The sequence below is a fragment of the Luteipulveratus flavus genome (assembly GCF_029439465.1).
Taxonomy (GTDB): Bacteria; Actinomycetota; Actinomycetes; order Actinomycetales; family Dermatophilaceae; genus Luteipulveratus; species Luteipulveratus flavus.
In genome coordinates this window covers 16,995-42,033 of sequence record NZ_JAROAV010000012.1, presented here as the reverse complement: position 1 = coordinate 42,033, position 25,039 = coordinate 16,995, and the positions used below count along the sequence as shown (strand labels likewise).

Sequence of the window (25,039 nt, the reverse complement as noted above, 5' to 3'; positions counted from 1 at the left end):
CCTAGCGTGACGGCATGCCGCTCGCCCTCGTCACCCTGATCGTCGATGACTACGACCCCGCCATCGCCTTCTTCACCGAGGCGCTCGGGTTCTCGCTGGTCGAGGACTCGCCCTCCGCCACCACCGACGGCCGACCGAAACGCTGGGTCGTCGTCCAGCACGGCGGCAGCGGCGCGGGCATCGTCCTCGCCCGCGCCGACGGAACCGACCAGGAGCAGGCCATCGGGCGTCAGTTCGCCGGACGCGTCGGGCTGTTCCTGCGGGTCGACGAACTCGACCTCACGCTGGCCCGCCTCGTCGAGGCCGGGTGCGACGTCGTCCGGCCGGTCCGCCACGAGCCGTACGGCAGGGTGTGCGTCGTCCGCGACCCATGGGGCAACCTCTGGGACCTCCTCTCGGACACGCCCGACCACTGACCTGGCCACTCACTGGCACCAGTGCGCAGTCGTCACGCAGCGGTACGTCGGTGGCTGGGTCCGGGGCCGCGGTCGCCGGGTCTCGATGACGAGCTCGGCCAGCGCCTCGCTCTACTCGACCGGCGAGTGGTCCCGGCTCAACCAGCGGGGTCGTCAGGGGTAGGACACCACCTGGGAGGCCTGGCCGGAGTTGGCCTGGGTGACCGGGGCGCCCACGCCGTTGACGACCGAGTCGATGCCGCCGGAGCCGTTCAGGAACACGGTCAGCAGGTCGTGCATCCGCACTCCCGGCGTCACTGGCACCTGGAACGCCCGCGTCGCGTGGATGTCGACGCCCTGGTTGAAGAACGAGTACGCGCCCATCCCCCAACCGGTGAACCGCTGGACCCCCGGGGAGACCAGGAACGCGGCGTACCCCTTGATCGTCGGGCTCGCCGACCAGGCCGCCTGGCTCGGCGGGTCGTACGGGAACTCGTTCTGGAAGAACACCACCCGGCCGTCCTCGCCGTTCCAGACGACGTTGTCCTTCTGGTAGTGCTCGACGAAGAGGCCGAGCCCGTGGACGCGGTCGCCGTTGACGACGAGGCCCCGGTCGGCGGTGTTGGTCGTCCAGCCGACGCCGGTGCCGTGGTCGGCCCGCCACGACCAGATGTTGTCCAGCACCACGTCGGAGGCGTTGACCGTCAGCGCGTCCTGCGTGCGACCGGCGCTGGCACCGCCGATGCGCAGGTACACGTCGTTCAGCGTGGTCGGGTCGTCGCCGTTGCTGCCCTTGGCGCACTTGCCGCAGTCGCCGAGCTGAACGAGCGTCGGCGTCAGCGCCGGGCCGGCGTCCACGATCATGCCGGCGACCTTGATGCCCGGCACGCTCGCGGTGTGCAGCACCGGCGAGTCACCGGTCGGTCGCAGCGTCGGGAAGCCCAGACCCAGCACCACGGTGTCGGCGCGCTTCACGTGGATCGGCGAGCTCACGTCGTACACGCCCGGCGCGAGGAGCAGGTTCTTGCCCGCCTTGAGCGCCTTGTCGATGTCGCGCCCGGACGTCGCCGGGTTCGCGATCAGGAAGTCGCTCAACGGGATCGACGTCCCCGCGGTCGGCCCGTTCGCCCACGTCGTCCCGGACGACTGGTGCCGCGCGGTCGGTACGAGCACCTGGTACTGGCCGCTCGCGTCCAGGTAGAGGTACGGCCGCTCGCGGGAGAGCTCGGTGCGCGGCAGCGTGGTGTACGGCTGGCCACCCGGCTGGCCGAAGCTCTGCGCCGGTGCGTTCTCGACGCCGCTGAACACCTGGTTCCACACGCCGTTCGACCAGCCACCGAGCTTGCTGTCGCGGACGAGGAACTGCTGCTGCGAGCCGTTGATCGTCGTGCCGGCGGACAGGTCCGAGTCGGCGATGAAGCCGCCGCTCGCGTACTGCGGCCCCGCCGAGCAGTAGTCCATCAGCGAGAGGTTGCCGCCGATGACCTGCACCCGGCGCAGCGACGCCGCCTGCGAGGTCGCCCAGAAGTTGGCGCTCGCCTGGCAGCCGGACTTGCCCGCGAGCGCGATCTTCATGTTCGACAGCGAGCGCCAGAAGTTGTCCAGGGCGTAGCAGCTGGTCGAGCCGTCGGCGTTCGTGACGCACCGGTTGTAGACCTCGACCGACCCGTTGATCGTCACGTCGCCCGGGTTGCGCCCGAGGCCGGCGACCTCGGTGTAGTAGCCGACCTGGAAGTTCAGCGGATTCGCCGCGGTGCCGTACGTGCCGGGCGCGAACAGCAGCGCGTACCGCTCCGACCCGAACTGGTTGTCCTTCTGCTGGGTGGCGATCCGGTCGACCGTGGCCTGGATCTGCGCCTGCGGCATGTCGGGGGTGAAGACGTACGTGTTCGGACCGAACGGATTCGGTGGCGCGGCCGCCTGTGGCGCGGCGTGCGCGGGAGCGGCGAGCCCCCAGACGAGCATCGCGAGGAGGGTGACGAGCCGGACGACCGGGGCAGCAGCGCGAGGCACCATGACCGGACCTTGCCCTTGGACGACAACGTTGTAAAGAGGGCTGCTCCGACGAGTTCGTACGGAACACGCCCGAACCGGCGACTGACGCACGCTGCCGATGTATCCAGCCGTCTAGCCCACACCGAAGACCAGGTCAGACGCGGCGATCGCCTCCTCGTCCTCCCCGGGAGCCGTCACCGCAGACAAGCGGCGAGGCCGGCCCGGAGGCGCCGGCGATCCGCGCCGCTGACCTGTGCCGAAGAGTGCGCCATGGCGCACCTTCTGTCACACATCGACGTCGCTGATCCGCGTCGAGCCCGCCGGCATCTGCGTGGAACCCGTCCGACCCGAGGCCCGTCTTTGCTTCTGTAAATTTGCTAGCGCAAACCCCTCAGGAGCTGATCCCGATGGCACGTCGCCCCTTCGCCGCCCCACTCGTCGCGGCCTGCGGCCTCGGTGTTCTCGCCGGTACGACGCCCGCCGCGTCCGCGACCCCGTACCTGGCCACCCCGGCCGGCATCACCGCCCAGACCACTGCCCCTTCCACCGCGCCGACCGACGGCGGCCGGCTGATGATGCTGCTCGACTCGTCCGGCTCGATGAGCGCTCCGGACGCCACCGGTCGACCCAAGATCGAGTCCGCCCGCACCGCGCTGCACCAGGTCGTCAACGGCCTGCCGTCCGGTGCCCAGGCGGGCATGCGGGTCTTCGGGGCGACGGTCGAGGACAAGACCAGCCCGAGCGCCTGCACCGACTCCCAGCTGTCCGTCCCGATCGGCACCGGCAACCAGGCCGTCCTCAACCAGGCGGTCGACCGGTACAAGCCGTACGGCGAGACCCCGATGGCGTACGCGATGCAGCAGGCCGCCCGCGACCTCGGAACCACCGGCAAGCGCAGCATGATCCTGGTCTCCGACGGCGAGGACACCTGCAGCCCGGACCCGTGCCAGATCGCCCAGCAGATCGCCGACCAGGGCATCGACCTCAAGATCGACGTCGTCGGCTTCCGGGTGAGCGGCAAGGCGCAGAAGGACCTGCAGTGCATCGCGACGGTCGGCCGGGGCTCGTACTACGACGCGAGCAACGCGCAGGACCTCACCGCGAGCCTGAAGACGTTGTCCACCAGGGCTTTTCGGCCGTTCTCGGTGAGCGGCAAACCCGTCAACGGGACGCCCATCATCGACGGCGCGCCGGTCGTCACACCCGGCCAGTGGGTCTCCAAGATCGGTGAGAACAAGGACGAGCGCTACTACCAGGTGAAGCACACACCGGGCACGACCCTGCACGTGTCGGTCGCCGGCCGGCCGGTCACCCGGGACGACTCCGGCCACACGCTCGGCGTCGCGGTCCGCCGCACCGACGGCGACTCGTGCTTCGCCGACGACTCCACCTGGAGCTCGGACTGGCGCACCACCGCCATGCCGATCGGCGCCGTCGCCCGCGTGGACGCGAACGACACGGAGTGCGGCCACGTCGAGAACCTCACGATCAAGGTGACCACCGAGGGCGGCGGCCGGCCGCAGCAGACGCTCGGCAAGGACGCGATGCCGTTCGAGCTGCGCGTCGTGGAGGAGCGCCCGGTCACCAACGTGCCCTCGCTGCCCGCGCCGTCCAAGGACGACCCCTCCCCGGACAGCGACTGGACGTACGACCTGACCGGCACGCCGACCACGGGCGGAGCGGGCTTCAGCGACGCGCCGCGCATCACGCCGAACACGACGTACAGCGGCACGCTGCTGCCGGGCGAGGTGCAGATCTTCAAGGTGCCGGTGCAGTACGGCCAGAAGCTCGTCGCCCGCGCCAACGTCGCGCCGCCGTCCCTGCAGATGCGCTCGACGCTGGGCACCTCCGGCAAGTTCCTCGGCGTCCGGCTCGGCCTGTTCAACCCCGAGCGCCAGTCGTTCTCCGGGTACGACTCGGTCAGCCTGAGCGAGTACACCGACGACCGGCAGGACATCGCCAGCGACACCCGCCAGGTCACCTGGCGCAACCGTGAGTCGTACGGCAGCCCCTCCTACCTGGGCGGCGACTACTTCATCGCCGTGGCCGCCGAGGACGTCGCGGCCGGCGGTGGTCCGGTGAGCTTCCTGATCCGCGGAGACGTGACGGGTACGCCGACCGGGCAGCCCACGTACGGCGAGCCGGGCGCGGTCCAGCCGACCGCCCCGGACGAGGACGAGACCCCGTCGCCGAGCCCGTCCAGTACGCCGGGCGGTACGGGGAACGGCTCGACCCCGGGTTCCACGCCGACCGACGACTCGACGCCCGCCGCGGCGGCCCCGGTCGACGCCGGCGACGACGACGGCCTGCCGATGCTGCCGCTGATCGCGGGCGGTGCGGTGCTGCTGCTGGCGCTGGTGAGCGGCGGCGTCTGGATGGCGGTGCGCCGCAAGAACGCGCCGGCTCAGGACCCGGGCTCGATCGGTCAGGGCTGGAACCAGCAGGGCTGGCCACCCCCGAACGGCCAGTGAGTCACCCTCCGCCGGTCGAGTAGGGCGAACCGGTCCCTACCGCCGGTCGAGTAGGGCGAACCGGTCCATACCGCCGGTCGAGTAGGGCGAACGAAGTGAGGCCCGTATCGAGACCAGCCGCACGCGGTCACCTGGTCTCGATACGGGCCTCCGCAAGCTCCGGCCCTACTCGACCGGCGGGTGTGCGGCTCCGGCCCTACTCGACCGGCGGGGTGTATGGGGCTCGACCGGCGGGTGTGCGGTGGTCAGCCGGCGGGTGCGGGGGCCGTTGCCTGGGAGCGGGCCTTCTTGATGGAGCGGATGGTCACCGCGGTCATCACCACGAAGGCCACGACCTGCACGGCCACCGACGCGGCGACGGCGACGTCCACCGAGGTCGCGTAGATGATCACCACCCGGACCAGCGCCTCTGCGATCAGCCCGAGCCCCCAGAACACCGACAGCATCCGGAACATCCACCGGAAGTCGGCCGACTCGTCCCAACCGCGGGCCAGGTCCGCGCGGGACTCCGCCGAGCCGGCCAGCCGGCGCGCCACGGCGTAGCAGAGTGGCTTGCCGAACCGGCAGGACGCGAGGAACACCAGCCCCGCCACCAGCGTCAGCGCCGCGTTCTTCAGCAGCATGAACCGGGGGTCGCCGGTCACGAACGAGGCGATCGTGCCCGCCGAGAAGATGAACAGCATGAACGCGGCGAACGCGTCCAGCTCCTTGGTCCGCCACACCACCCACAGCAGACGCAGCGCGGAGACGACCGTGCCCAGGAGCAGCGCGTTGAACGTGCTGAGCCCCGAGGCCCGGCCGAGGTAGTACGCGAGCACGGGCAGACCGATGTCCCACAGCAGCATCGTGACCAGCCCGCCGAGCCGGACGTCCTGCCCGTACGACCCCGCCGCACCCGTCGCAGGCCCCGCGTCCGTCTCAGGTACGACGTCTGTCGTGGGTGCGACGTCGGTCACCCGGTCGGCGTCGGGCATCCCAGCGTGCCTGGTGATCGGTGTCTCGGATCCCGCCATCCGGCCATGCTCGCAGGCCCGGACCGGTCCGGGGCCCGAATCCGCTCGCCGGCTCAGCCGCCGGACCGCCAGGACGTCGCGACGCCGTGGACTCCCGCGGTGCGTCGGTTACCGCCGTTCCTGTCCATGAACCAGATCGTGGACGCCGAGGACGGCGGGCTGTCCGTCACGTCGGTCGGGTCGACGGAGTACGCCAGCCAGCTGCCGTCCGGTGACCAGATCGGGTCGCGCTCCTGGGCGCCGGGAGTGTTGGTGATGCGGCGGACCGCACCGGAGCGCGAGTCGACGAAGTACAGGTCGCCATTGGCCGAGGCGGCGATGGTGCGACCGTCCGGGCTCCAGTCCACCCGCATGGCACCCGGGAGGCTGAAGATCTTCCTGACCGTCTGACCTCGTGGCGCCCAGATCCGTACGGATCCGGTCGACGGGTCGGGCTCGTTGGCCGGCTCCACCGGCGCCGCCGTCGCGAACGCCTTTCCGGACGGCGCCCAGGACGCCATCAGCTCGTACCTCCCTTTCGGGGTGAGCTGGGTGAACGGCCCACCGGTCACCGGCACCTGGGCGATGCCGTCGTACTGGAAGACGATCGCCCGCCCGTCCGGCCTCCAGCGTGGGTAGGCCGGCGCCCACGGCGCGTCGATCAAGCGATGGTCACCGGTGCCGTCGGCGTTCATGAGCATGACCGAGAAGCCGATGTCACCCCCGGTGTAGGCGATCTGGGTGCCGTCCGGTGAGTAGGACGGCGAGGCGTACCAGCTGACCTCCTTCCCGAGGTCCTGGACGCTGCCGCCGCTCGGTGTGGCGCTGCGCAGCGGCCCGCCGCTGTCGGTGGACGCGGTCAGGTCGACGTAGAGCAACCGGCCGGTGGGTCCGTCCGCTGTGGTGGAGGCGCCTGCCTCCGGGACGAGTGCCGTACCCGCGGTGACCATCAGCACGATGCCGGCGATCAGAGTGCGCTTCATGACGTACCTCCCTGTCGGCCAGTCCCCACTGGCCATCTCTCGAGAGTAGGTCGCCACCTAGGCTCGCGCCATGGACGCCGCCCGCCGCCCTCCCGCACACGTCGCCGAGTCGGCCACCCGCGACCTGCGGTTGCGGCGGCTGCGGCACGAGGACGCCGACCGCGCGGACATCCGGGGCTGGCACACGGCCGCCGAGGGGTACGCGCTCATGAACGAGCAGCCGTACGACGACGTCGGCGCCCGCGAGGTCATGCACACGTGGGCGGACGCCTGGGAGCGGGACGGGTACGGCTACTGGGTGGCCGAGCGGCTCGCGGACGGCGTGCCCGTCGGCATCGGTGGGGTACGTCGGACGCCAGGCCCCGGCAAGGACTCGCTCAACCTCTACTACCGCCTGTCCCCGGACGCTCGCGGTCACGGGTACGCGCGGCAGATCGGTTCTGCCGCAACGGCTTTCGCGCTTGAGTGGGTCCCGGGCCTGATGGTGACCTGCCGGATCAACCCACGCAACGAGCCGTCCCTGCACACCGCCCGCGCTGTCGGGATGACCGACATCGGCCCCTGGCGCGCGGAGCACGACCCGGCCGACGAGCCGGACTCCCGGCTGCTGCGCGCCCCGGACACCGTCGTCGGACCGGTCGAGCCCGGCAGCGCCGCGTACGACGAGGTGCTCGACCTCTGGGTCCGCGTCAACGGAGCGGGCGGTGCCGTCGGCTTCGAGAAGGACGCACCGCGGTCGGACGTGGCCGCCGCCCTGGACGCCCACCTCGTCGACTGCCGGTCCGGCCGGGCCGAGCTCGTGCGCATCGCCGCGCCCACCCTGGCGTCATGGGCCGACCCGGACGCGTACGGCCCGCTGCTGGGCTTCGGGTTCGTGACGCTGCCGGACGACCCCAAGCTCGCTCACCGCACGACACTCCTGCGGGTGATGGTCGACCCGGACCTGCAGGGTCGCAACCTGGGGCGACTGCTGATCTCGACCTTGCACGCACGTGCTCGTTCGCACGGGCGGGCCATCGCGGAGATCGCGTACCGCGGCGGCACCGGCCTCGGCGACTTCTACGCGGGCGTCGGGTACGTAGAGACCGGCCGGCTCCCGGGCGGTCTCCAGTTCTCGTTCGGCACGCGCGACGACGTCACGATGGCCCGCCGTCTCGACGGCCGCCCACTGGGCGGCGGCGCACGACCGACCTGATCAGCCCCCGCCGGCGGCCCGGCCCTCGGCGCCCGCGGCCGATGGGCGTCAGTCGGCCGCCGATGGTCTTCGACGATTGCTGTGCACTGGTGCCTGCCACCGATCGCCTCCGCCCGGTGGCCGCCCCGGCGCACCAGTGCACAGCAACGACCGACCCGCCGTCCTCCCTCGCCCACACGTTGCGGTCGCGCTCACCGACCGTCCACATCCCCGTGGCTAGCGCGACGTCGTCCACAGTCGCTCCGCGCCCGGCACGAGTGGGCACGTCGGGCGGCGATGCTGACCGCATGACGCAGAACCCGTTGAGCATCGTCGCCGGCTTCGACGCAGCCGTCGACCGAGCCTGGGCGACCGTGGACGTCCGCGAGGACCTCGCCCACGCGTTGCGGTCGCACCGCAGACAGCTGCGGCCCAGCGGAGCGGCCCCGTCCCGTGATCTGGTCGCACGCGACAACGCCGGACGGCGCTTGCCGGCGCACCTGGTCGTCAAACCTGCCAACGCATTCCCGCCGGACTGGTGGTGGGCGCGCAACGGCGGCTGGCTCACCACCAGAGCGAGGCCGGCCTGGCGTTACGAGCGTCGCGGCGGGTCTGCCGACCGCGAGGGCGTTCCGACCAGCCGCGGGGTCTCCGACAGGCCTGGTTGACTGAGCGGCATGCTGCTGGAGATCCGCGGCCGTCACCTGCCTGGTCGGTCGTTCGCGCACAGCGACGGGAACGCCACCAACGTGCACGTGGGCGTCCAGGTCGGCAGGAAGCCGGCCGACCTCGTGCCCGGCGATGCCGAGGCAGCGACCTGGCAGGTCGAGATCGCGCTCCGCCGGAGCGCGGACGGTCTCGACTTCGCCGGTCCGGCGGTGCAGGGCAGGCGGGGCGACCGCTTCGTCTACCTGACCTGGGGCGACGTCGACGGGGACGAGTTCGCGATGTTCCGGCGGGCCAAGCTGATGCTCGGCGCCGTCGACCGCGAGCTCGTCGAGATCGCTGACTCACCCGGACGCCGGCTGGTCGCGACCGTCGAGCTCACCGACGAGCGAGGCGGCCCTCGGTGCGCTCGCCTCCGGCCACCGGCGATCGCCTTCTCGCTCGGGTGACGGACGGCGCGATCACGACCACGGCGTCGTCGGTCGCTCCAGCCGATCGCCGTCCACCGTGATGTCCACCCGCTCGTTGTAGAAGCAGATCAGGTCCTTCACCGGGGCGGCGTCGTGCTCCGGGTCCAGGTACGTCCAGGCGATGTCCGGCACCGTCGCCGTGCTGAAGTAGGACGCGAATCCTTTGTAGGCGCAACCGGTTCGGCTGTCGCTCGGCGTCAGCAGGTCCATCCGGACGTCGTCCCGGGGCAGGTAGTACCGGGTCGGGAGCAGCGTCTCGAACAGCATGATCGGGGCGTGGGAGTCGGCCAGCACCTCGCCGTCGCTCTCCACCACCACGTGGCGGCTGCTGCGCCGGCACTCCACCCGCGAGAACGGGTCGCGCGGGTGGACGACGTCCACCTCGTCCTCGTCCCGCCACTCGTCGAAGGCCGCGAAGTCCAGCACTGCGTACCCCTGGAGGTCCGGGTCCTCGGGCGCGAACGCGGCCTGGTCCAGGACCGTCCCGACGTCGATGTCGTACGACTGGCCCGGCGTCGTGTGGACGGAGAAGCCGGTGCTCGGATCGAGGACGGGCGGTCCCTCTCCGATCATGACTGCGTGCTCCTCGCCGCCACGACTCGTGGCCGGCACCAGCTGGGCGTCGATGTCGACGAGCGGCACCGCGTACGAGGGGACGACGCGTCGCGGCTCCCAGACGACGATCGCCTGCGTGGTGTCCACGATCGGTCGGCCACCGAAGAACGCCCGAACGCGTTTGGGGCTGGGATGGATTCGCAGCTCGCCCACCTGCTCGAAGCTGTGGGCGGCCATCTGCAGGGCCATCTGCTCACGGTCCTCCCGCGGCCGGGCGGCGTCAACCGCTCCCGACGCCCGGCCGTACGGCCGAGCACTGGGCGCGCTCAGCCCAGGCGGGTCACCTCGAACCGGTCCCGCGGGTGCGCGATCGCCTCCTGCGCACCGACGAGCTGGAGCTCCCGGGTCCCCGCCTCGTGCGTCGCTTCGATGATGCTGAACACGGAGTCGGCCGTCCTGCCGAGCGCGACGGCAGCACCGTCCGAGAGCACGTGCGCGAGGAAGATCGCCGCGGTCGCGTCGCCGCCCCCACTGACGTACAGCGGCAGGAGTGGGGTGGTCACCGACCAGGCGCCCTTCCCGGTGACGACGGCCATCTGGACGGAGTCGGCGGGCGTCTCGTCGGTCTGCACCGAGGTGACGAGCACGGTCTCCGGCCCCTTGGACCGCAGCTGCTGCGCGGCGCCGAGCAGGTCGGCGACCGAGTGGATCTCCGAACCCGTGAGGAACTCCAGCTCGAACTGGTTCGGCGTCACGATGTCGGCCGCCGGGACGACACGGTCGCGGATGAACTCCGGGATGCCCGGCTGGACGAAGAAGCCGCGGCCGACGTCGCCCATCACCGGGTCGGCGCAGTAGACGGCTCGCGGGTTGGCGTCCTTCACCCGCGCGACCGCGTCCAGGATGACCTCGCCGATGGCGGACGCGCCCTGGTAGCCGGACAGTACGGCGTCGCACTCCGGCAGGACGCCGCGCTCCTCGATGCCGCTGATGACGTCCGCCACGGTCGACGGCTCGAAGACGACACCCTTCCACTGGCCGTACCCGGTGTGGTTCGAGAAGTGCACGGTGTAGACCGGCCAGACCTCGTGACCGAGGCGCTGCAGCGGGAAGACGGCCGAGCTGTTGCCGGCGTGCCCGTACGCCACGGACGACTGGATGGAGAGGATCTTCACCCGCGCGAGGGTAGTCGCCGGCCGGGCGGGGGACACTGGCCCGGTGCGTGACGTCTTCCACGGCCAGATCCTCGGCGCCGGCTCGACCAGCGGGGTGCGCATCGTCGTCGGGCGCTGGCTCGACTCACCGCTCGGCGGGTTCGCCGACGTGATGCTCGCGGCCCCGGACGGTCGGCGCACCCTTCTCGCGCCGTCCGCCGAGGTCGCCACGTACGTGGGCGCGACCTACTCGTTCGACGAGGTGGTCCGTACGCCGGTCTCCGTCGATGCGTCCGAGACTCGGTGGCGGATCGACGCCGGCCCGCTGCAGGTCTCGGTCGAGCTGGGTGGTCGTACGGCGCTGGGCCGCCTGCTCCGGCTCGTCCCGCCGCGGGTCGCCCGCAGCACGGCGCTCGCGTACGTCACCGACCCCGTCGCCCGGGTCGTGCTGCGCGGGGTCCGCACCCGTGGCACCGCAGGTCAGGGGCGGCGCGAGACGTACGGCGCCACCGACATGCGCGCGGTCACCGGGTTGGGCGGCACCTGGGCGGGCGAACCGCTGGGCGAGCTGGCGCCGGTGAGCCCCGAGCCCGGCTTCGGTTTCAGCAGCACGCCACAACGCCCCAGCCTCGTCACCCTCGCCACCACCATCACCCGCTGACCGACCCGCCCCACCCGCTGGTTGAGCCGGGCGAGGCGTTAGCCGAGCCCGTGTCGAAACCCGGTGCCGCGAAGGGAGACGGGCCGTCCGCAGTCACGGGGTTTCGACACGGGCTGCGCTAACGCTCCGCCCGGCTCAACCAGCGAGGCACGCCTGACCGGCGGAAGGGTCGGCTACCGGCCGGACTTGGCGCGGTCGATGGTCGTCGTGAGGCGCGGCGTACCGTCCTCGGCGGTGCCCTCCGTGCCCGGGTCGATGCCACCGGCGGCGATCTTGTCGAGCGTGCGCATCCCGTCCTCGGTCACGTGCCCGAAGACCGTGTAGTCCGGCCGCAGCCGCGAGTCCCGGTAGACCAGGAAGAACTGACTGCCGTTGGTGTCGGGCCCGCCGTTGGCCATCGCGAGCGTGCCGCGCGGGTAGACCTTCCGGCTGCCGTCGGGGAAGCCAGGCCAGTTCGGCAGCGACTTCGCGCTGTCGAGCTCGTCCTTGAACGCGTACCCCGGGTCTCCCCACCCCGTACCCAGCGGGTCGCCGCACTGCAGCACCGACAGCGCGTACGGCGGTGTCTGGTAGGCGGTCAGCCGATGGCAGGTCGTGTCGTCGTAGTACTTGCGGTGGGTCAGAAAGGTGAAGTTCTGCACGGTGCAGGGCGCGGCGGCCTTGTCGAGCACCAGCGGGATGTCGCCCTGGTTGGTCTCGAGCGTCACCTTCGTCGTCCCGTTCGACGGCGTGTGGGCGGGGTCCTTCGGCAGCCCGACCCAGGTGGAGTACGTCTGGTCCTCCAGCGGCGTGTACGCGCACGGCCCCTTGGTCGGGGCGGTGCCGGACGGCGCCTCGGCGGCGTGGGACGCGGCGGGGGCGAGGACGCCGACGACGCCGAGGGCGACGGTCGCGGCGATGGTGCTCAGGGTCCGCATGGGTTCCTCCGGTTCTTGGCACAAGGCCGGTTCTCGGCCTCCTCCGCACCCTAGGGACGGACAGGGCACGATGGGGGAATGAGCGATCAGCCGACGACACCGCAGGCCCTGACCGACGACGCAGTGGTCCTGGACGTGCGCGAGCAGGACGAGTGGGACGCCGGGCACGCGCCGGGCGCCGTCCACATTCCGCTGGCCGAGGTCCCGAACCGGCTGGACGAGCTGCCCGACGCCGAGCCGCTGCCGGTCATCTGCCGCAGCGGCGGCCGGTCCGGACGTGCCGTGCAGTGGCTCAGCGCGCAGGGCTACCCCGTCGTCAACGTCGAGGGCGGCATGCAGGCGTGGGCCCAGGGCGGCAAGCCCGTCGTGTCCGACAGCGGCAAGGAGCCCGAGGTCATCTGACCCGGCGCCCTTAAGACCGCCGCCGCCGCCGCTCGAACTGCGTTTGGTGTTCCTGACGCAGTTCGAACTGCGTCAGGAACACCAAACGCAGTTCGAGCCAGGCAACGCGGGCGGTGTGCGAGGCACCCTCCTCAGCCGAGGGGTCGCGGCAGTCGGGCGAGCTGGCGGGACTGGGCGACCAGCCGGTCCTCGCTGTCCCACACCTCGCAGTCCTCGACGAAGTGGCCGGCCGCGACGTGCTCGGTGAAGTGCTTGATCCGCAACCACCCGGACGCGGGCTTGCCGAGCACGTGCACGGTGAACTCGATCGTCGGCGCCCAGCCGAGCTTGCCGAGGTCCATCGAGACGGGCGGCAGCACGTCGCACGCGAAGAGCAGCGACAGCGCGTCCGCCTCACGCCCGTCGGCGAACCGCCACCAGCCCTGGATCATGCCGCGGCCGGACGGCTGGCCGACGGCCCACATCGCGGTGGCCGGGTCGAGCCGCAGGTCGCTACGCTGCAGCAGGTCCGCCTCCTTGAGCACGGCCGGCGGAGCGTCGGAGGCGCGTACGCACTTGTCCAGCGGCGGCAGCTCCGGCGGGGTCAGGCGGACGTCGCTGTCGGTCGGCGTGCGGTCCAGGTCGGTGAACGTCGCGAGCACCCGGATCGCCTCGACCGGGTTGCCGTCGGCGTCGCGCTGCACCAGCGAGGCGCTGCCCACCGAGACGCTGCCACCCTTGCGGACGAGCGCGGTCTCGACCGTGGCCGGTCCGGGGCGGCCGGGCGCGAGGTAGTACGCGGAGATGGAGAACGGATCCGGATGCCCGCCGGCCCCGAGCGTCTGCGACAGCGCGTTGCCCATCACCGACAGCAGCAGGCCGCCGTTGATGCCACCGCCGATCGTCCAGTCGCCGGACAGGTCGACGCCGTACGCGCCGGGGGTGTCGGTCGGGGTCAGCCGCAGCGCGTCGTCGAACTCGGTCACGCTCCGAACCTAACCCGCGCTACCCACCAGTAACAAACCCCGTGGGGCAGTGCACAGCACCCGACGAGGCCCTCACCGTCACTTCAACAGGCGGGACATCCGGCGGTCAGCCAGCGGCTTGCCGCCGGTCTGGCAGGTCGGGCAGTACTGCAGCGACCGGTCCGCGAACGACACCTCGCGGATCACGTCGCCGCACACCGGGCACGCCTCGCCGGTCCGACCGTGGACCCGCATGCCCGACCGCTTGGCGTCCTTGAGGTCTTTGGCGGGCTTGCCTGAGGACGCCGCGACGGCCGAGGTCAGCACCTCGCGGAGCGCGGCGTACAGCCGGCTGACCTCCTCGTCGCTCAGCGACGCGGCCATCGCGAACGGCGACAGCTTCGCCGCGTGCAGTGCCTCGTCGGAGTAGGCGTTGCCGACGCCGGCGATCACCGACTGGTCGCGCAGCAGGCCCTTGATCTGCGTCCGTCGCCCGTTGACCAGGGCCGCGAACGCCGCCTCGTCGAAGTCGTCCGCCAGCGGGTCGGGCCCGAGCGTCGCGATGCCGGGGACCTCCTGCGGGTCACGCACGACGTACGCCGCCAGCCCCTTCTTCGTCCCGGCCTCGGTGAGGTCGAAGCCGGATCCGTCGGAGAAGCGGACGCGCAGCGCGATGGGTGACTTGCCCGGCCGTAGGACGGTGGCCGGCATCGACTCCGACCAGCGCAGCCACCCGGCGCGAGCCAGGTGGAAGACCAGGTGCAGCCCGTCGACGTCCAGGTCGACGAACTTGCCGTAGCGGCGTACGTCCGTGACCATCAGGCCCGAAAACGCTTGTGGCGCAGGGTCGTACGTCTTCAGCACGCTGAACGAGCCGAGCTCGACCCCGGCGACGGCCAGGTCCACGACGCGCCCGCGCAGGAAGTCCGCGAGCGCCTGCACCTCGGGCAGCTCAGGCATGGTGGCGCGCCTTCCTCATCGTCCAGGTGACCAGCCGGTGCAGCGTGTAGCCGTCCGGGCCCTCCAGCGTCGGCACGTGCTGCGGCCGACCGGACATCTCGTCGTGCGAGAGCGGGTGGCCGTGCGAGAGCACCTGCTGGGTCGGGGTGAGCTGGCGGATCGCCACGCACTCGACGTTGCCCGGGTGCTCGAGCGCGAACTCCTCGTAGATCGCGGGGTCGTGCTGGCCGTCGTCCCCGACGAGCACCCACCGGATGTTCGGGAACTCCTGCGCGAGCCGGCGCAGCTGGTGCCGCTTGTGCTCGCGGCCGCTGCGGAACCACGCCGTCTCGGTCGGACCCCAGTCGGTGAGCAGCAGCGGGCCTGCGGGGTAGCCGTGCCGACGCAGGAACCGGCCCAGCACCGCATGGGTGTTCCACGCGCCGGTCGACAGGTAGACGATCGGCGCCCCGGGGTGCTGCGCCAGCAGCGAGCGGAACATCGCCGCCATGCCCGGCACGACCCGCCGGGCGGTCTCCTGCAGGACGAAGGAGTTGTACGCCGCGAGCATCGGCCGCGGGAGCATCGTGATCAGGCAGGTGTCGTCGATGTCGCTGACGATCCCGAAGGTGACGTCCTCGCCGATGACCTGCACCGGCGTACTCACCTCGATGTCGCCCGAGGTGATGGTCGCGTCGTGCCAGCCCGGGGGACGCCCGTGCCCGCGCAGGTCGACGTCGAAGTACCCGCCGCGGTCGGAGGTGGCTCGGGTGATCGCGTCGCCGAACGTGACCGTCACCGGGACCTCGCGGACCGGCGCGGAGAAGAACTCCCGGATGCCTCGGCGTACGGGCGCCTCCTCGTCGGCCGGCCGGGTGCCGGGCTGACCGTCCCGGCCGAGCGCCACCCGGCCGAGCACCCGCGCGGTGCTCGCGTTGGCGTACCCCGTGTACGGGAGGATCTGGTGGGTCCATCCACGGCCGCTCAGCCGCCGGGCCAGCTGCGCGTTGAACGCGTCCTCGGCTCGTGCTGCAGGGTGCGCCTTCACCATGCGGGCCAGCCTATTGCGGATCCCGCCGTGGTCGGCCGGTCCGTCTCAGGTCCGCGCCGTAGCCGCGAGAACGCCCGGGAGGCCGACCATCGGCACACCGACCTACACTCGCAGCATGTCCGGGGGAAAGGACCGCTACCGCCCCCTGTCGCGCCGTACGGTGCTGCGGGGCGGTGTCGCGGGTCTCGTCGTAGGGGGCGCCGGCGGGGCGACCTGGTGGTCCGAACGCCGGCACGATCAGCCGCCGCTGTACGCCGAGTCCGTCGCGCTGACCTCGCCGACGTCGCGCGAGCTCGTCCAGGCCGGGCGGGCCGACCTGATCCTGCCGGGCTCCCGTGTCATGCGGAGCGCGCCGCAGGCCGCAGCACTGCGCTCCGACCAGCAGCGCTGGCTCTCCTCCTCGGCCGCCTGGACTCGCGGGCTGGGCGGGTTCGACGACCTCGCCCGCTCGGCGCTGCTGGACCTGCACGTCCTCACCTCCGGCGTCACCGGCGGTGCCACCGTCGCGGGCTGGTCCCCGCGCTGGCGGTACGTGTGGCCTCGCGACGCGTCCGCGACGGCGAGCGCCCTCGCGGTCGCCGGTCATCCGAGCGAGGCGGTCGCGACCCTGGGCTACCTCCAGCGGGTCCAGCGCGCGGACGGCTGGTTCGAGGCGAGGTACCTGCCCGGCACCGACGAGGCACCGGACGACCGCGCCCGGCAGCTCGACGGCTCCGGCTGGGTGGTGTGGGCCACCGAGCAGGTACGCCGGAGCCTTATCCCGCCCGCCGGGCTGGAGCTGGTGCGATCCATGCGGACGCTGCTGAAGCGTTCGGTCGGCCGAATCCTCATCAGTACCAACACTCCTGACTTCCTTCCCGCTCCCTCACCGGACTACTGGGAGGTCGACACCGACGAGCTCACGCTGGGTACGGTCGCGCCGCTGCTGGCCGGCCTCGGTGTCGCGCCCGGTCTCCTGACCGCGATCGGCGAGACCGAGCTGGCGGCCGCGGCGGCCGACCGGCACGACGAGCTGGCCGAGGCCGTCAGCAAGGCGTTCGGTGCCCACGGCTGGCCACGCGAGAAGGGCGGTGACGACCAGGACGCCGCGATCGCCTTCGCACTACCGCCGTTCGCGCGGACCGCGCCCGCCGGCGCCACCGACGCGCTCGCTCACGCGGCCGGGCGGATGATCCGGCCCGCGGGCGGGCTCGCCCCCGGAGCGGGCTGGAAGGATGACGGGATCAGCTGGACGCCCGAGACCGCCGCCTTCGCGCTGGCGTCGGCCGCGACCGGCGACCGCGCGGCCGCGCAGAGCCGTCTGCGCTGGCTGGCAGCGCACCGGACGAGCGCCGGCTCGTTCCCGGAGAAGGTGCTGGACGACGGCAGCCCCGCCGCCGTGGCCCCGCTGTCCTGGACCGCAGCCCTGGTCCTCCTCACCCTCCACCAGCTCCACCCCCACGCGGGTTGAGCCGCACACCCGCTGGTTGAGCCGGCCACCCCGCCGGTTGAGCCGGTCGAGCCGCTGGGCGAGACCGAGTCGAAACCACGTGCCGCGCAGGGAGAGTCTCCCTCCGCGGCACCGGGTTTCGACTCGCTCCTTCGCTAGCGCTCCGGAGCGGCTCAACCAGCGGAGGGGCGGAGCGGCTCAACCAGCGGAGGTGCGGAGCGGCTCAACCAGCGGAGGTTGGCCGTCAGCGGCGGTGGTGCTTGCGCGGGACCTCCGGGCGCCAGATCTCGAAGATGTGCGACTCGGTCTCGGTCTCGGCGTAGGAGCCGGTGATCACCCCGGAGGCGGGGTCCTTGGCCTCGAGCGTGGTCTTCTCGACCGGGTCGAGCACGAGCGCGACGTCGCCGACCTCCTTGGGTCCGCGATAGCTGTCGGTGAAGATCAGGTCGCCCGGACGCTCCTGCCCCGGATGCACCCGCGTCCCGTGCCCGTCGGCGAGCCAGTCGCGCTGACCGGCGGCCGTACGCGGCAGGTACACCCGCACCTGCCGGTACGCCCGCTGCACGTACGAGGAGGCGTCCCAGGTCCGCGGACCCGCGGCCCCGAGCTGGTGGGAGTCGCCGACGTGCTGCTCGGCCCACCGCAGGGTCGGCTCGACCTGCTTGGGCACCTCGCTGGAGAGGCTGTCCGCCTCACCGGGTACGCAGCTGAGGGTGCCGCCGCCGTACGCCTGGGCGTAGGCCAGCACGTCGTTGACGTACCAGTCGGCGTGGTTGTACGCGAACAGCGCCCGCCGCACCCCGGCCGGGCCTTTGCGGACACCGGAGCGGGTCAGGTAGTTCGCCGCGGACATGATGCTGTCGGCGTCGTTGTCGATCTCGGCCTTGCCGTCCCCGTCACCATCGACACCCATCAGCTCCCACGTCGAGGGCAGGAACTGCATCAGCCCCCGCGCACCGGCCGAGGAGGTGGCATCGACGCGGCCGTGCAGCGTCTCCTCCATCCCGATCCCCGCCAGCAACGTCCACGGCACGTCGTAGGCCTGCGCGGCCTGCTGGTACAGCCGCAACGTCTTCGCCGGCACCGGCATCGCGTTGGTGTGCACGGTGTGCTTGCGCGGCATCCCCGCCGCGGGCAGCCGCGACCCGGCCGCGACCGCGGTGTCACCGGCCAGGTCACCGTTCAACGGCGCCTGGTGCTGACGCATGAACGGCACCGGATCGGTCGGCACCCCCTGCACCCGGATCTCGAAGTGCAGGTGATCCCCGGTCGACTTACCCGTCGAACCCTCGAGGCCCAGCACCTCACCGATGCGGACCTTCTCACCGGGCCGCACGTCCGCATCGATCCGGGCCAGGTGCCCGTACGTGGAGGTCACCCCGCCCGGGTGGCGCAGCACCACCGCGTTGCCCAGGCCGCCGTACACCCCCGCCCGCACCACCGTGCCCGCAGCCGCCGCGACGACCTTGCCACGCCCCGGACGCGACACCAGGTCGGTACCGGCGTGCATCTTGGTCACCTTGTCGATCGGGTGGAACCGCTCCCCGAACCGGCTGGAGATCGTGAACTCCTGCGTCAACGGCAGCCGCCACGCACCCCCACCGGTCGCGACCTGACAAGCATCGCGCGGCGCCTTCGCCGCCGAGGCCGTACTCGTCCCCAGCGCGACCCCGACCGACGCCAGCAGCACCGGCACGACCACCCAGGTCGCACCCGCACGAGCGGCGGAAACGGTGTGCGCCGGCGACCAACGGACAGGACGTGGCGCACGATGCTTGCCCACGTTTCCCCCTCCTGTGACCGGGTGCCGGAAATTTTTCGCTACTGCCGCGAGTATGCAACGGCTTGTTACCCGCCGAAAGGGTTAGACCAAACTCAGACCTTCTCTTGAGGCTTCGTCTGACCCACCCGCCAGATCTCGAAGATGTGCTTCGTCTGCGCCTTTCCCTTGTAGCTGCCGTAGACGACGCCGTACTGGCTGCCCATCGCCTCGACCGTCTGCTGCTTGGCCGGATCGAACACCAGCATCACGTGCCCGATGGTGTTCGGCCCGAGGTAGCTGTCCCAGAAGATCAGGTCGCCGGGCTTCTCCTGACCGGGCTGCACCCGGAACCCGTTACCCCGCGCGAGCCAGTCGCGCTGGGACTGCGCGGTCCGGGGCATCGACACCCCGATCTGCGCGTACGCGTTCTGGCTGAACGACGAGCAGTCCCACGTGTGCGGCCCGTTCGCGCCCATCACGTAGTCGTCACCGACGTGCGACTGGGCCCAGCGCAGCACCGTGGCGATCTTCGCGTCGTCGATCGGCGGCAGGCTCGGGTTGCCCGCGTTCGCCCCCGAGGGCGCGCACGCCTGGCCGTCGCCGGGGACGACACCACCGCCGTACTGCTGGGCGTAGTACAAGACGTCGTTGACGTACCAGTCGGCGTGGTTGTACGCGAAGATCGCCTTCCGTACGCCCTCCGCACCCTTGTGCGCGCCGGACTTGGTCAGGTAGTTGGCCGCCGACATCGCCGAGTCGGCGTCGTTGTTGATGTCCGCCTTGCCGTCGCCGTCACCGTCGACCCCCATCGACTCCCACGTGGCCGGCATGAACTGCATCAGGCCCTGCGCGCCGACCGAGGAGGGCCGGTTGTTGCGGCCGTGGGCGGTCTCCTCCATCCCGACGCCGGCGAGCAGTGTCCACGGGACCTTGTACCGGTTCGCCGCGTTCACGTAGTACTGCTTGATCTGGTCCGGGATCGGCAACGGCTTGTTGTGCAGCGAGTCCTGGCGCGGCTCCCCGGGCGGCGGCAGCTGGAACCCGCCGCCTCCCTCGCCGTCGCCCGCGCCCTGACCGTCCGAGGGCGCAGCCGGTGCGGCGACGGGGACCGCGGTCGCGTCGCCGCTCTGCGGTGAGGGCGCGATCGCGCGGCCGTCCAGCGGTGCCCCGTGCTGCTGCATGAACGGCGTCGGGTCGGTCGGATGGCCGTTCAGGTGCACCTCGAAGTGGAGGTGCTCGCCCGTGGACGCGCCCGTGGTGCCCTCGATGCCGATCTGCTGGCCGATCCGGACGGGTGCGCCCTCCTTCATCGACCCGTCGATCGACCTCATGTGGCCGTAGACGGTGGAGACGCCACCCGCGTGCATGATCTCGACCGAGTTGCCGAGCCCGCCGTACCAGCCGGAGCGGACCACGGTGCCCGCGGAGGCTGCGACGACCGGACCGGGGCCGGGCTGGGACACCAGGTCCTGGCCGGCGTGCAGCTTGCGGATGCCGGTGATCGGGTGGATGCGCCAGCCGTACGGACTGGTCGTGGTGTACGCCTGCTGGAACGGTGCACGCCACGCGCCGGTCGCGGGATTCCCTGTCGTGTAACCGTTCTCGCACGCAACCGTCGTGCCGGCGGCGGTGCTCGCCATCATCATCAGCAGGAAGCCGAACGGCCCGAACGCGACGAGCGACACCACGACGGCAGCCGCGATGAGAAGCGTGCTGCGCTTGGCGGTCTCCTGCTCGCTCACGCCGCTCCTCTCGTGTCCTGACGACCCGCCGGGCGACGCAGCGGCTGGTTCCGGGCGTCGCGAAACACCGCTCACACGGACGTGCAGCGGTGCTTGTCTCAGGTGTTCGAGAACGGCTGCGGGAAGGGCGTTCTCGGCGGTGCTGACGCGGCTCACAGCCGTTCGGTTCCATCGTCGACCGGCTGCGAAGAAGGTTGCTGATGAACGGAACCGGACTCGGACGAGGTGCATCCAGGTAGCCGTGGAGGCCGGGAGCTCCGGCCCCTCTGAAACCGTTAGGAGTACCCCCTCATGTGGATCCAGGACGCATCTCTTCGTCTCGCGGCACATCTGCCCGCCGAGGTCCCGAACCCCGGCTCGGGCAAGAAGCCGCCGGGCTTCGACAAGTTCACCGACGTCATGGGCTGGGTGAAGTGGATCGCGCTCGGCCTGTGCGTCATCGCCCTGATCGGCGCCGGCGTCTCGATGGCCATGGGCAGCCGTCGCGGTGACGGCGGCGAGCACCTGCAGAAGGTCGGCTACGTGCTCGGTGGCGTGATGGTCATCTCGGCCGCGGTCTCGCTCATCGGCTTCCTCGTCGGTCAGTAACCGACCCGACTCCCCTCGTCATGTCGAACTCAGAGCCCGACGTCGCCCCGGCGCTGTCCCGCCGGTGGTGGATCGTCGCCGTCGGCGCACTCGCCGCCGCGGTCATCGGCATCGTGGTCGTGGTGCTGCCCGGTGGCGGCAGCACCACCGTGGCCGGGGCGCCGACCGGGTCGGCCCCGTCTGCGACCGCGCCCGCACCGTCGGCTCCGGCCACGTCGGCCGGCGGCCCGGCCCCGTCCTCCTCCGCGTCGTTCTGCGGGCTGCCCGCGGGCTCGCAGGTCCAGCCCCAGGCCGGTCCGGGCGGGGACTGGAAGGACGTCGGCACGCTCGTCGCCGCACCTCAGGACGCGCGCAGGTTCGGCCCCGGCCGGATCGGCACCGGCGGCAGCACCACCTGCTTCGCCCACTCCCCGACCGGCGCGCTGTTCGCCGGGGCGGCCTTCATGGCCGGCGCGAGCGACGACCGTACGGGCGCCGACCAGGCCCGCGCGATGCTGCTGGACGGACCGGGCAAGCAGAAGTTCATCGACACGATGCACGAGCCGGGCAGCTCCAGCGGCTCCGACATCGGCCACGGCAACGTGTCCGGCTTCCGGATCCTGTCGTACAGCAAGGACCAGGCGCGGGTCAGCGTGAGCGTCAGCTTCCCCGACAACGTCTTCGCGGCCCTGACCGTCGACCTGGCCTGGCGGCACGGCGACTGGAAGGTCACCACCCTGCCCGACGGCAGCCTCCCCGGTGGAGAGGTCCAGGTCATCACGTCCCTGGACGGCTTCACCCCGTGGATCCCCACCCAAGGAGATTGAGCCATGTGTGGCGTCACCGACATCAAGTGCCACGTCGTCGAGGCGGCGTCCGGCGCCTTCGAGAAGGCGATGGACAAGCTCGCCCACATGACAGCCGACTCGGTCGGCCGGGCGATGGAGTGGCTCGCGAGCTGGTGGGTGCGCCCGTCCACGCCGGGCCTCGGCGTGGACGGCGCCCCGAGTGCGCAGACCCCGCGGACCGACATCGTCGCGTTCATCCAGGACCACCTGTGGTGGTACATGGCCGGTCTGATGGTGCTGTCGGTGATCATCGGCGGCGCCAAGATGGCCATCGAGCAGAACGCGAAGGCCGGTAGGGACGTCCTGCGGTCGTTGCTGACGATCCTCGGGGTCGTCGGCGCGGCCAACACCGTGATCGCGTTCGGCATCTACATGGGTGACCAGTTCAGCAGCTGGATCATCGACCAGTCGCTGGGCGGGAAGTCCTTCAGCAGCACCCTCATGGACATGATGGGCGTCGGCCCGGAGAACGCCGCGGTCGGCACGCTCGGCGCGGTGATGTCCATCATTGTGCTCGGCTTCGCGATGATCGCCGGGCTCGTGCAGTTCCTGCTGATGCTGGTCCGGGCGTCGATGCTGATCCTGCTGACGGGCATCCTCCCGCTGACCGCGAGCTTCACCAACCTGGAGTCCGGCCGTGCGTGGTTCCGCAAGTCCTGCTCGTGGACGCTGGCGTTCATCCTCTACAAGCCGACGGCTGCGCTGATCTACGCCGTGTCGTTCAAGCTTCTCAACGCCAACGTGTACGGCGACTCCGGCCCGACCAAGATCCTCATGGGCGTGATGCTGCTGTTCGTCGCGATCTTCGCGCTGCCGGGGCTGATCCGGTTCGTGAACCCGATGACGGCAGCGGTCGCGGGCGGCGGCGCGGGACTCGCGCTCAGCGGCGCCGCGGCCGGTGCTGCGGCGAGCCCGTCCGGGGCAGCGCTGCGGGCCCGCGGCAGTGGCGGCGGCAACGGGGGCGGAGGGTCCGGCCCGTCCGGGTCCAGCAGCCAGGGCCGCGGCTCGTCCTCGTCCGGCGGCTCGGGTGCTCCTGGCGCCTCCGGCTCACCCGGTACGGCCGGGTCGCGCGGCGCTCAGGGCACGAGCGGCCAGCCGGGATCCGCAGGTCCGTCCTCCGGCGGGGCCTCGGCAGCCGGTCGCGGCGGTGCGTCGGCGGCGGGCGGTGGCGGTGCAGCGGCCGGCGGTGGCGCGACAGCCGCCGGGGGCGGTGCAGCCGCAGCCGGTGGCGGTGCAGCGGCCGGCGGTGGCGGAGCTGCCGCGGCCGGCGCCGGAGCCGCAGCCGGTCCGGTGGGCCTGGCCGCTGCGGGCGCGTACATGGCGGGCAAGGCCGCCGTCGACGGCACCAAGCGGGTCGGTCAGGCCACCGCTGACAGTGCGATGAGCTCGACCGAGGAAGGACGCTGATCATGGCGGCACAGACCACCGCGGGACACACGCCGCGGACGTACGGCAACTGGGTCCGGCCGGCGTCACCCGGCCTGCTCGGGCTGGGCAGCCTGGGCACGGCGATCCTGCTCGGCGGCCTGGTCGCCTCGGTCATCACCGTGATGGTGCTGGGCGTGCTCGCCGGCGTCGGGATGTTCGCCGTCGTCGGCCTGCTCGTCCTCACCGTCAAGACCAAGGACAGGCACGGCAAGAACGTGATGAACCGCGGCTTCGCACGGGCCGGCTTCTGGCGGGCGCGCCAGCAGCGGGCGACGATCTACCGCTCGGGCCCGCTCGGGCAGGGCTGGGGCACCGCGCAGCTGCCCGGGCTCGCGGCCCAGACGAAGCTGCTGGAGGCGGAGACGGTGTCGGGGCAGCGGTTCGCGCTCGTCCACACCCCGTCGACCAAGCACTACACGATCGTCTTCGGCGCCGAGCCGGACGGCTCCGGCCTGGTGGACGAGGAGCAGATCGACCAGTGGGTGTCCGGCTGGAGCCACTGGCTGACCGACCTCGGCGACGAGCCCGGTCTGGACGCCGCGTCCGTGACCGTCGAGACCGCCCCGGACACGGGCGTACGGCTCAACCAGGAGGTCGAGGCCAACATCGACCAGTCGGCGCCGGCGTTCGCGCAGTCCGTGCTGCGCGAGGCGGTGCAGCGCTACCCGGAGGGCTCGGCCGTGACCACCGTGATGGTCGCGCTGACGTTCAACGCGAACACCCGGGTCGGCGGCAAGCGACGCTCGCACGAGGAGATCGCCCGCGACCTCGCCACACGCATCCCCCACCTCGCCAACGGCCTGGTGTCCTCCGGTGCGGGTGCGGCACGCCCGATGACCGCGCAGGAGCTGTGCGAGGTCATCCGGACCGCGTACAACCCCGGCGTCGCACTCACGCTGCACGAGGCGTACGCGGCGGGTCACGAGCCCGAGCTGACCTGGCCCGAGGTGGGTCCCGTTGCGGCACAGTCGGACTGGGACTCCTACCGGCACGACGACGCGACCTCGGTGACCTGGTCGATGACCGAGGCGCCGCGCGGCCTGGTGCAGGCGAACATCCTGGCCCGGCTGCTCGCACCGCACCGGGACGTCGCGCGCAAGCGGGTCACGCTGCTCTACCGCCCGATCGACGCGGCCCGCGCGGCGGCGATGGTCGAGTCGGACCTGCGGACGGCGGAGTTCCTGTCGTCGACCAGCGACAAGCCGACCGCCCGCAGCGTCATGGTCCGCCGCGCCGCCGAGGCCACCGCGCGGGAGGAAGCCGCCGGAGCCGGACTGGTCAACTTCGGCCTGCTCGTCACGGCGACCGTCGCCAAGCGTGACGGCCTCCCGGACGCGATCGCCGCCGTCGACAACCTCGGCGCCACCGCCCGGCTGCGGCTGCGGCCGGTGTACGGCTCGCAGGACTCCGCGTTCGCCGCGGCGCTCCCGCTGGGTCTGGTGCTGCGCCGCCACCTGAAGGTCCCTGCCGACATCTCCGGCCGGTTGTGAGGAG

General features: G+C 71.7%; 23 protein-coding genes. 12 read left to right on the top strand and 11 right to left on the bottom strand.

The features are described 5' to 3' along the window. Window positions 1–14: 14 nt before the first annotated feature. On the top strand, window positions 15–416 hold the full coding sequence (locus tag P4R38_RS04645) for a VOC family protein (protein ID WP_277191246.1): 402 nt from the start codon (window positions 15–17) through the stop codon (window positions 414–416). 153 nt (window positions 417–569) lie between these two features. Here the strand turns inward: P4R38_RS04645 and P4R38_RS04640 are convergent, their stop codons facing one another. Continuing rightward, window positions 570–2,411 carry an adenylyl cyclase gene (locus P4R38_RS04640; RefSeq protein ID WP_277191245.1) on the bottom strand — a complete coding sequence of 614 codons (1,842 nt, stop codon included), beginning with the start codon at window positions 2,409–2,411 and terminating at the stop codon, window positions 570–572. A 386-nt stretch (window positions 2,412–2,797) separates the two neighbouring features. Here P4R38_RS04640 and P4R38_RS04635 point away from each other — a divergent pair, with 386 nt between their 5' ends. Continuing rightward, window positions 2,798–4,861 carry a vWA domain-containing protein gene (locus P4R38_RS04635; RefSeq protein WP_277191244.1) on the top strand — a complete coding sequence of 688 codons (2,064 nt, stop codon included), beginning with the start codon at window positions 2,798–2,800 and terminating at the stop codon, window positions 4,859–4,861. A 245-nt stretch (window positions 4,862–5,106) separates the two neighbouring features. Here the strand turns inward: P4R38_RS04635 and P4R38_RS04630 are convergent, their stop codons facing one another. After that, the gene (locus P4R38_RS04630) at window positions 5,107–5,835 is read right to left on the bottom strand and encodes a VC0807 family protein (RefSeq protein ID WP_277191243.1); all 729 of its coding nucleotides are present in this window, start codon (window positions 5,833–5,835) and stop codon (window positions 5,107–5,109) included. Window positions 5,836–5,927: 92 nt separating this feature from the next. Next, the gene (locus P4R38_RS04625) at window positions 5,928–6,836 is read right to left on the bottom strand and encodes a hypothetical protein (RefSeq protein ID WP_277191242.1); all 909 of its coding nucleotides are present in this window, start codon (window positions 6,834–6,836) and stop codon (window positions 5,928–5,930) included. A 70-nt stretch (window positions 6,837–6,906) separates the two neighbouring features. Here P4R38_RS04625 and P4R38_RS04620 point away from each other — a divergent pair, with 70 nt between their 5' ends. From P4R38_RS04620 to P4R38_RS04610, 3 genes are all read left to right on the top strand, one after another. Beyond that, the gene (locus tag P4R38_RS04620) at window positions 6,907–8,031 is read left to right on the top strand and encodes a GNAT family N-acetyltransferase (protein ID WP_277191241.1); all 1,125 of its coding nucleotides are present in this window, start codon (window positions 6,907–6,909) and stop codon (window positions 8,029–8,031) included. 287 nt (window positions 8,032–8,318) lie between these two features. Continuing rightward, window positions 8,319–8,678 carry a hypothetical protein gene (locus tag P4R38_RS04615; protein ID WP_277191240.1) on the top strand — a complete coding sequence of 120 codons (360 nt, stop codon included), beginning with the start codon at window positions 8,319–8,321 and terminating at the stop codon, window positions 8,676–8,678. A gap of 9 nt (window positions 8,679–8,687) precedes the next feature. Continuing rightward, on the top strand, window positions 8,688–9,125 hold the full coding sequence (locus P4R38_RS04610; RefSeq protein WP_277191239.1) for a DUF5990 family protein: 438 nt from the start codon (window positions 8,688–8,690) through the stop codon (window positions 9,123–9,125). Window positions 9,126–9,137: 12 nt separating this feature from the next. Here P4R38_RS04610 and P4R38_RS04605 read toward each other — a convergent pair whose 3' ends face one another. Then, entirely contained in the window at window positions 9,138–9,950 is an 813-nt protein-coding gene (locus tag P4R38_RS04605) for a DUF427 domain-containing protein (RefSeq protein WP_277191238.1), read from the bottom strand. A gap of 77 nt (window positions 9,951–10,027) precedes the next feature. After that, window positions 10,028–10,876: a pyridoxal kinase PdxY gene (gene pdxY / locus P4R38_RS04600; RefSeq protein WP_277191237.1), complete on the bottom strand. Its 849-nt coding sequence runs from the start codon at window positions 10,874–10,876 to the stop codon at window positions 10,028–10,030. Between the two features lie 43 nt (window positions 10,877–10,919). Between pdxY and P4R38_RS04595 the strand changes: the two genes are divergently transcribed. Continuing rightward, window positions 10,920–11,516: a hypothetical protein gene (locus P4R38_RS04595; protein WP_277191236.1), complete on the top strand. Its 597-nt coding sequence runs from the start codon at window positions 10,920–10,922 to the stop codon at window positions 11,514–11,516. Between the two features lie 173 nt (window positions 11,517–11,689). On the opposite strand, the gene P4R38_RS04590 is transcribed toward P4R38_RS04595, so the two are convergent. Continuing rightward, a complete protein-coding gene (locus tag P4R38_RS04590; protein WP_277191235.1) occupies window positions 11,690–12,433 on the bottom strand; it encodes a peptidylprolyl isomerase in 744 nt (247 codons plus the stop codon). Window positions 12,434–12,511: 78 nt separating this feature from the next. Here P4R38_RS04590 and P4R38_RS04585 point away from each other — a divergent pair, with 78 nt between their 5' ends. Then, on the top strand, window positions 12,512–12,835 hold the full coding sequence (locus P4R38_RS04585; RefSeq protein ID WP_277191234.1) for a rhodanese-like domain-containing protein: 324 nt from the start codon (window positions 12,512–12,514) through the stop codon (window positions 12,833–12,835). A 131-nt stretch (window positions 12,836–12,966) separates the two neighbouring features. On the opposite strand, the gene P4R38_RS04580 is transcribed toward P4R38_RS04585, so the two are convergent. The 3 genes from P4R38_RS04580 to P4R38_RS04570 form a co-directional block, all read right to left on the bottom strand. Then, window positions 12,967–13,800 (bottom strand): thioesterase family protein, encoded by an 834-nt coding sequence (locus tag P4R38_RS04580; RefSeq protein ID WP_277191233.1) that lies wholly within the window; start codon window positions 13,798–13,800, stop codon window positions 12,967–12,969. Between the two features lie 78 nt (window positions 13,801–13,878). Beyond that, window positions 13,879–14,739 carry an Fpg/Nei family DNA glycosylase gene (locus P4R38_RS04575; protein ID WP_275239120.1) on the bottom strand — a complete coding sequence of 287 codons (861 nt, stop codon included), beginning with the start codon at window positions 14,737–14,739 and terminating at the stop codon, window positions 13,879–13,881. After that, a complete protein-coding gene (locus tag P4R38_RS04570; protein ID WP_277191232.1) occupies window positions 14,732–15,769 on the bottom strand; it encodes an App1 family protein in 1,038 nt (345 codons plus the stop codon). The genes P4R38_RS04575 and P4R38_RS04570 overlap by 8 nt, the downstream gene beginning before the upstream one ends. Window positions 15,770–15,884: 115 nt before the next feature. Here P4R38_RS04570 and P4R38_RS04565 point away from each other — a divergent pair, with 115 nt between their 5' ends. Continuing rightward, a complete protein-coding gene (locus P4R38_RS04565; RefSeq protein WP_277191231.1) occupies window positions 15,885–17,219 on the top strand; it encodes a glycoside hydrolase family 15 protein in 1,335 nt (444 codons plus the stop codon). Between the two features lie 223 nt (window positions 17,220–17,442). On the opposite strand, the gene P4R38_RS04560 is transcribed toward P4R38_RS04565, so the two are convergent. Next, on the bottom strand, window positions 17,443–18,900 hold the full coding sequence (locus tag P4R38_RS04560) for a peptidoglycan DD-metalloendopeptidase family protein (protein ID WP_277191230.1): 1,458 nt from the start codon (window positions 18,898–18,900) through the stop codon (window positions 17,443–17,445). Between the two features lie 173 nt (window positions 18,901–19,073). Beyond that, window positions 19,074–20,702, bottom strand: a complete 1,629-nt coding sequence (locus P4R38_RS04555; protein ID WP_277191229.1) for a peptidoglycan DD-metalloendopeptidase family protein — start codon at window positions 20,700–20,702, stop codon at window positions 19,074–19,076. Window positions 20,703–20,993: 291 nt separating this feature from the next. Between P4R38_RS04555 and P4R38_RS04550 the strand changes: the two genes are divergently transcribed. Genes P4R38_RS04550 through P4R38_RS04535 form a run of 4 tightly spaced genes read left to right on the top strand, consistent with a single transcriptional unit; the run spans window position 20,994 to window position 25,035 of the window. Continuing rightward, a complete protein-coding gene (locus P4R38_RS04550; RefSeq protein WP_275239115.1) occupies window positions 20,994–21,290 on the top strand; it encodes a hypothetical protein in 297 nt (98 codons plus the stop codon). A 20-nt stretch (window positions 21,291–21,310) separates the two neighbouring features. Then, window positions 21,311–22,096 (top strand): hypothetical protein, encoded by a 786-nt coding sequence (locus P4R38_RS04545; protein ID WP_277191228.1) that lies wholly within the window; start codon window positions 21,311–21,313, stop codon window positions 22,094–22,096. Between the two features lie 3 nt (window positions 22,097–22,099). Further along, window positions 22,100–23,524, top strand: coding sequence for a hypothetical protein (locus P4R38_RS04540; RefSeq protein WP_277191227.1), 1,425 nt, complete (start codon window positions 22,100–22,102; stop codon window positions 23,522–23,524). Window positions 23,525–23,526: 2 nt separating this feature from the next. Then, a complete protein-coding gene (locus P4R38_RS04535; RefSeq protein ID WP_277191226.1) occupies window positions 23,527–25,035 on the top strand; it encodes an SCO6880 family protein in 1,509 nt (502 codons plus the stop codon). The last annotated feature ends 4 nt before the right edge of the window (window positions 25,036–25,039 follow it).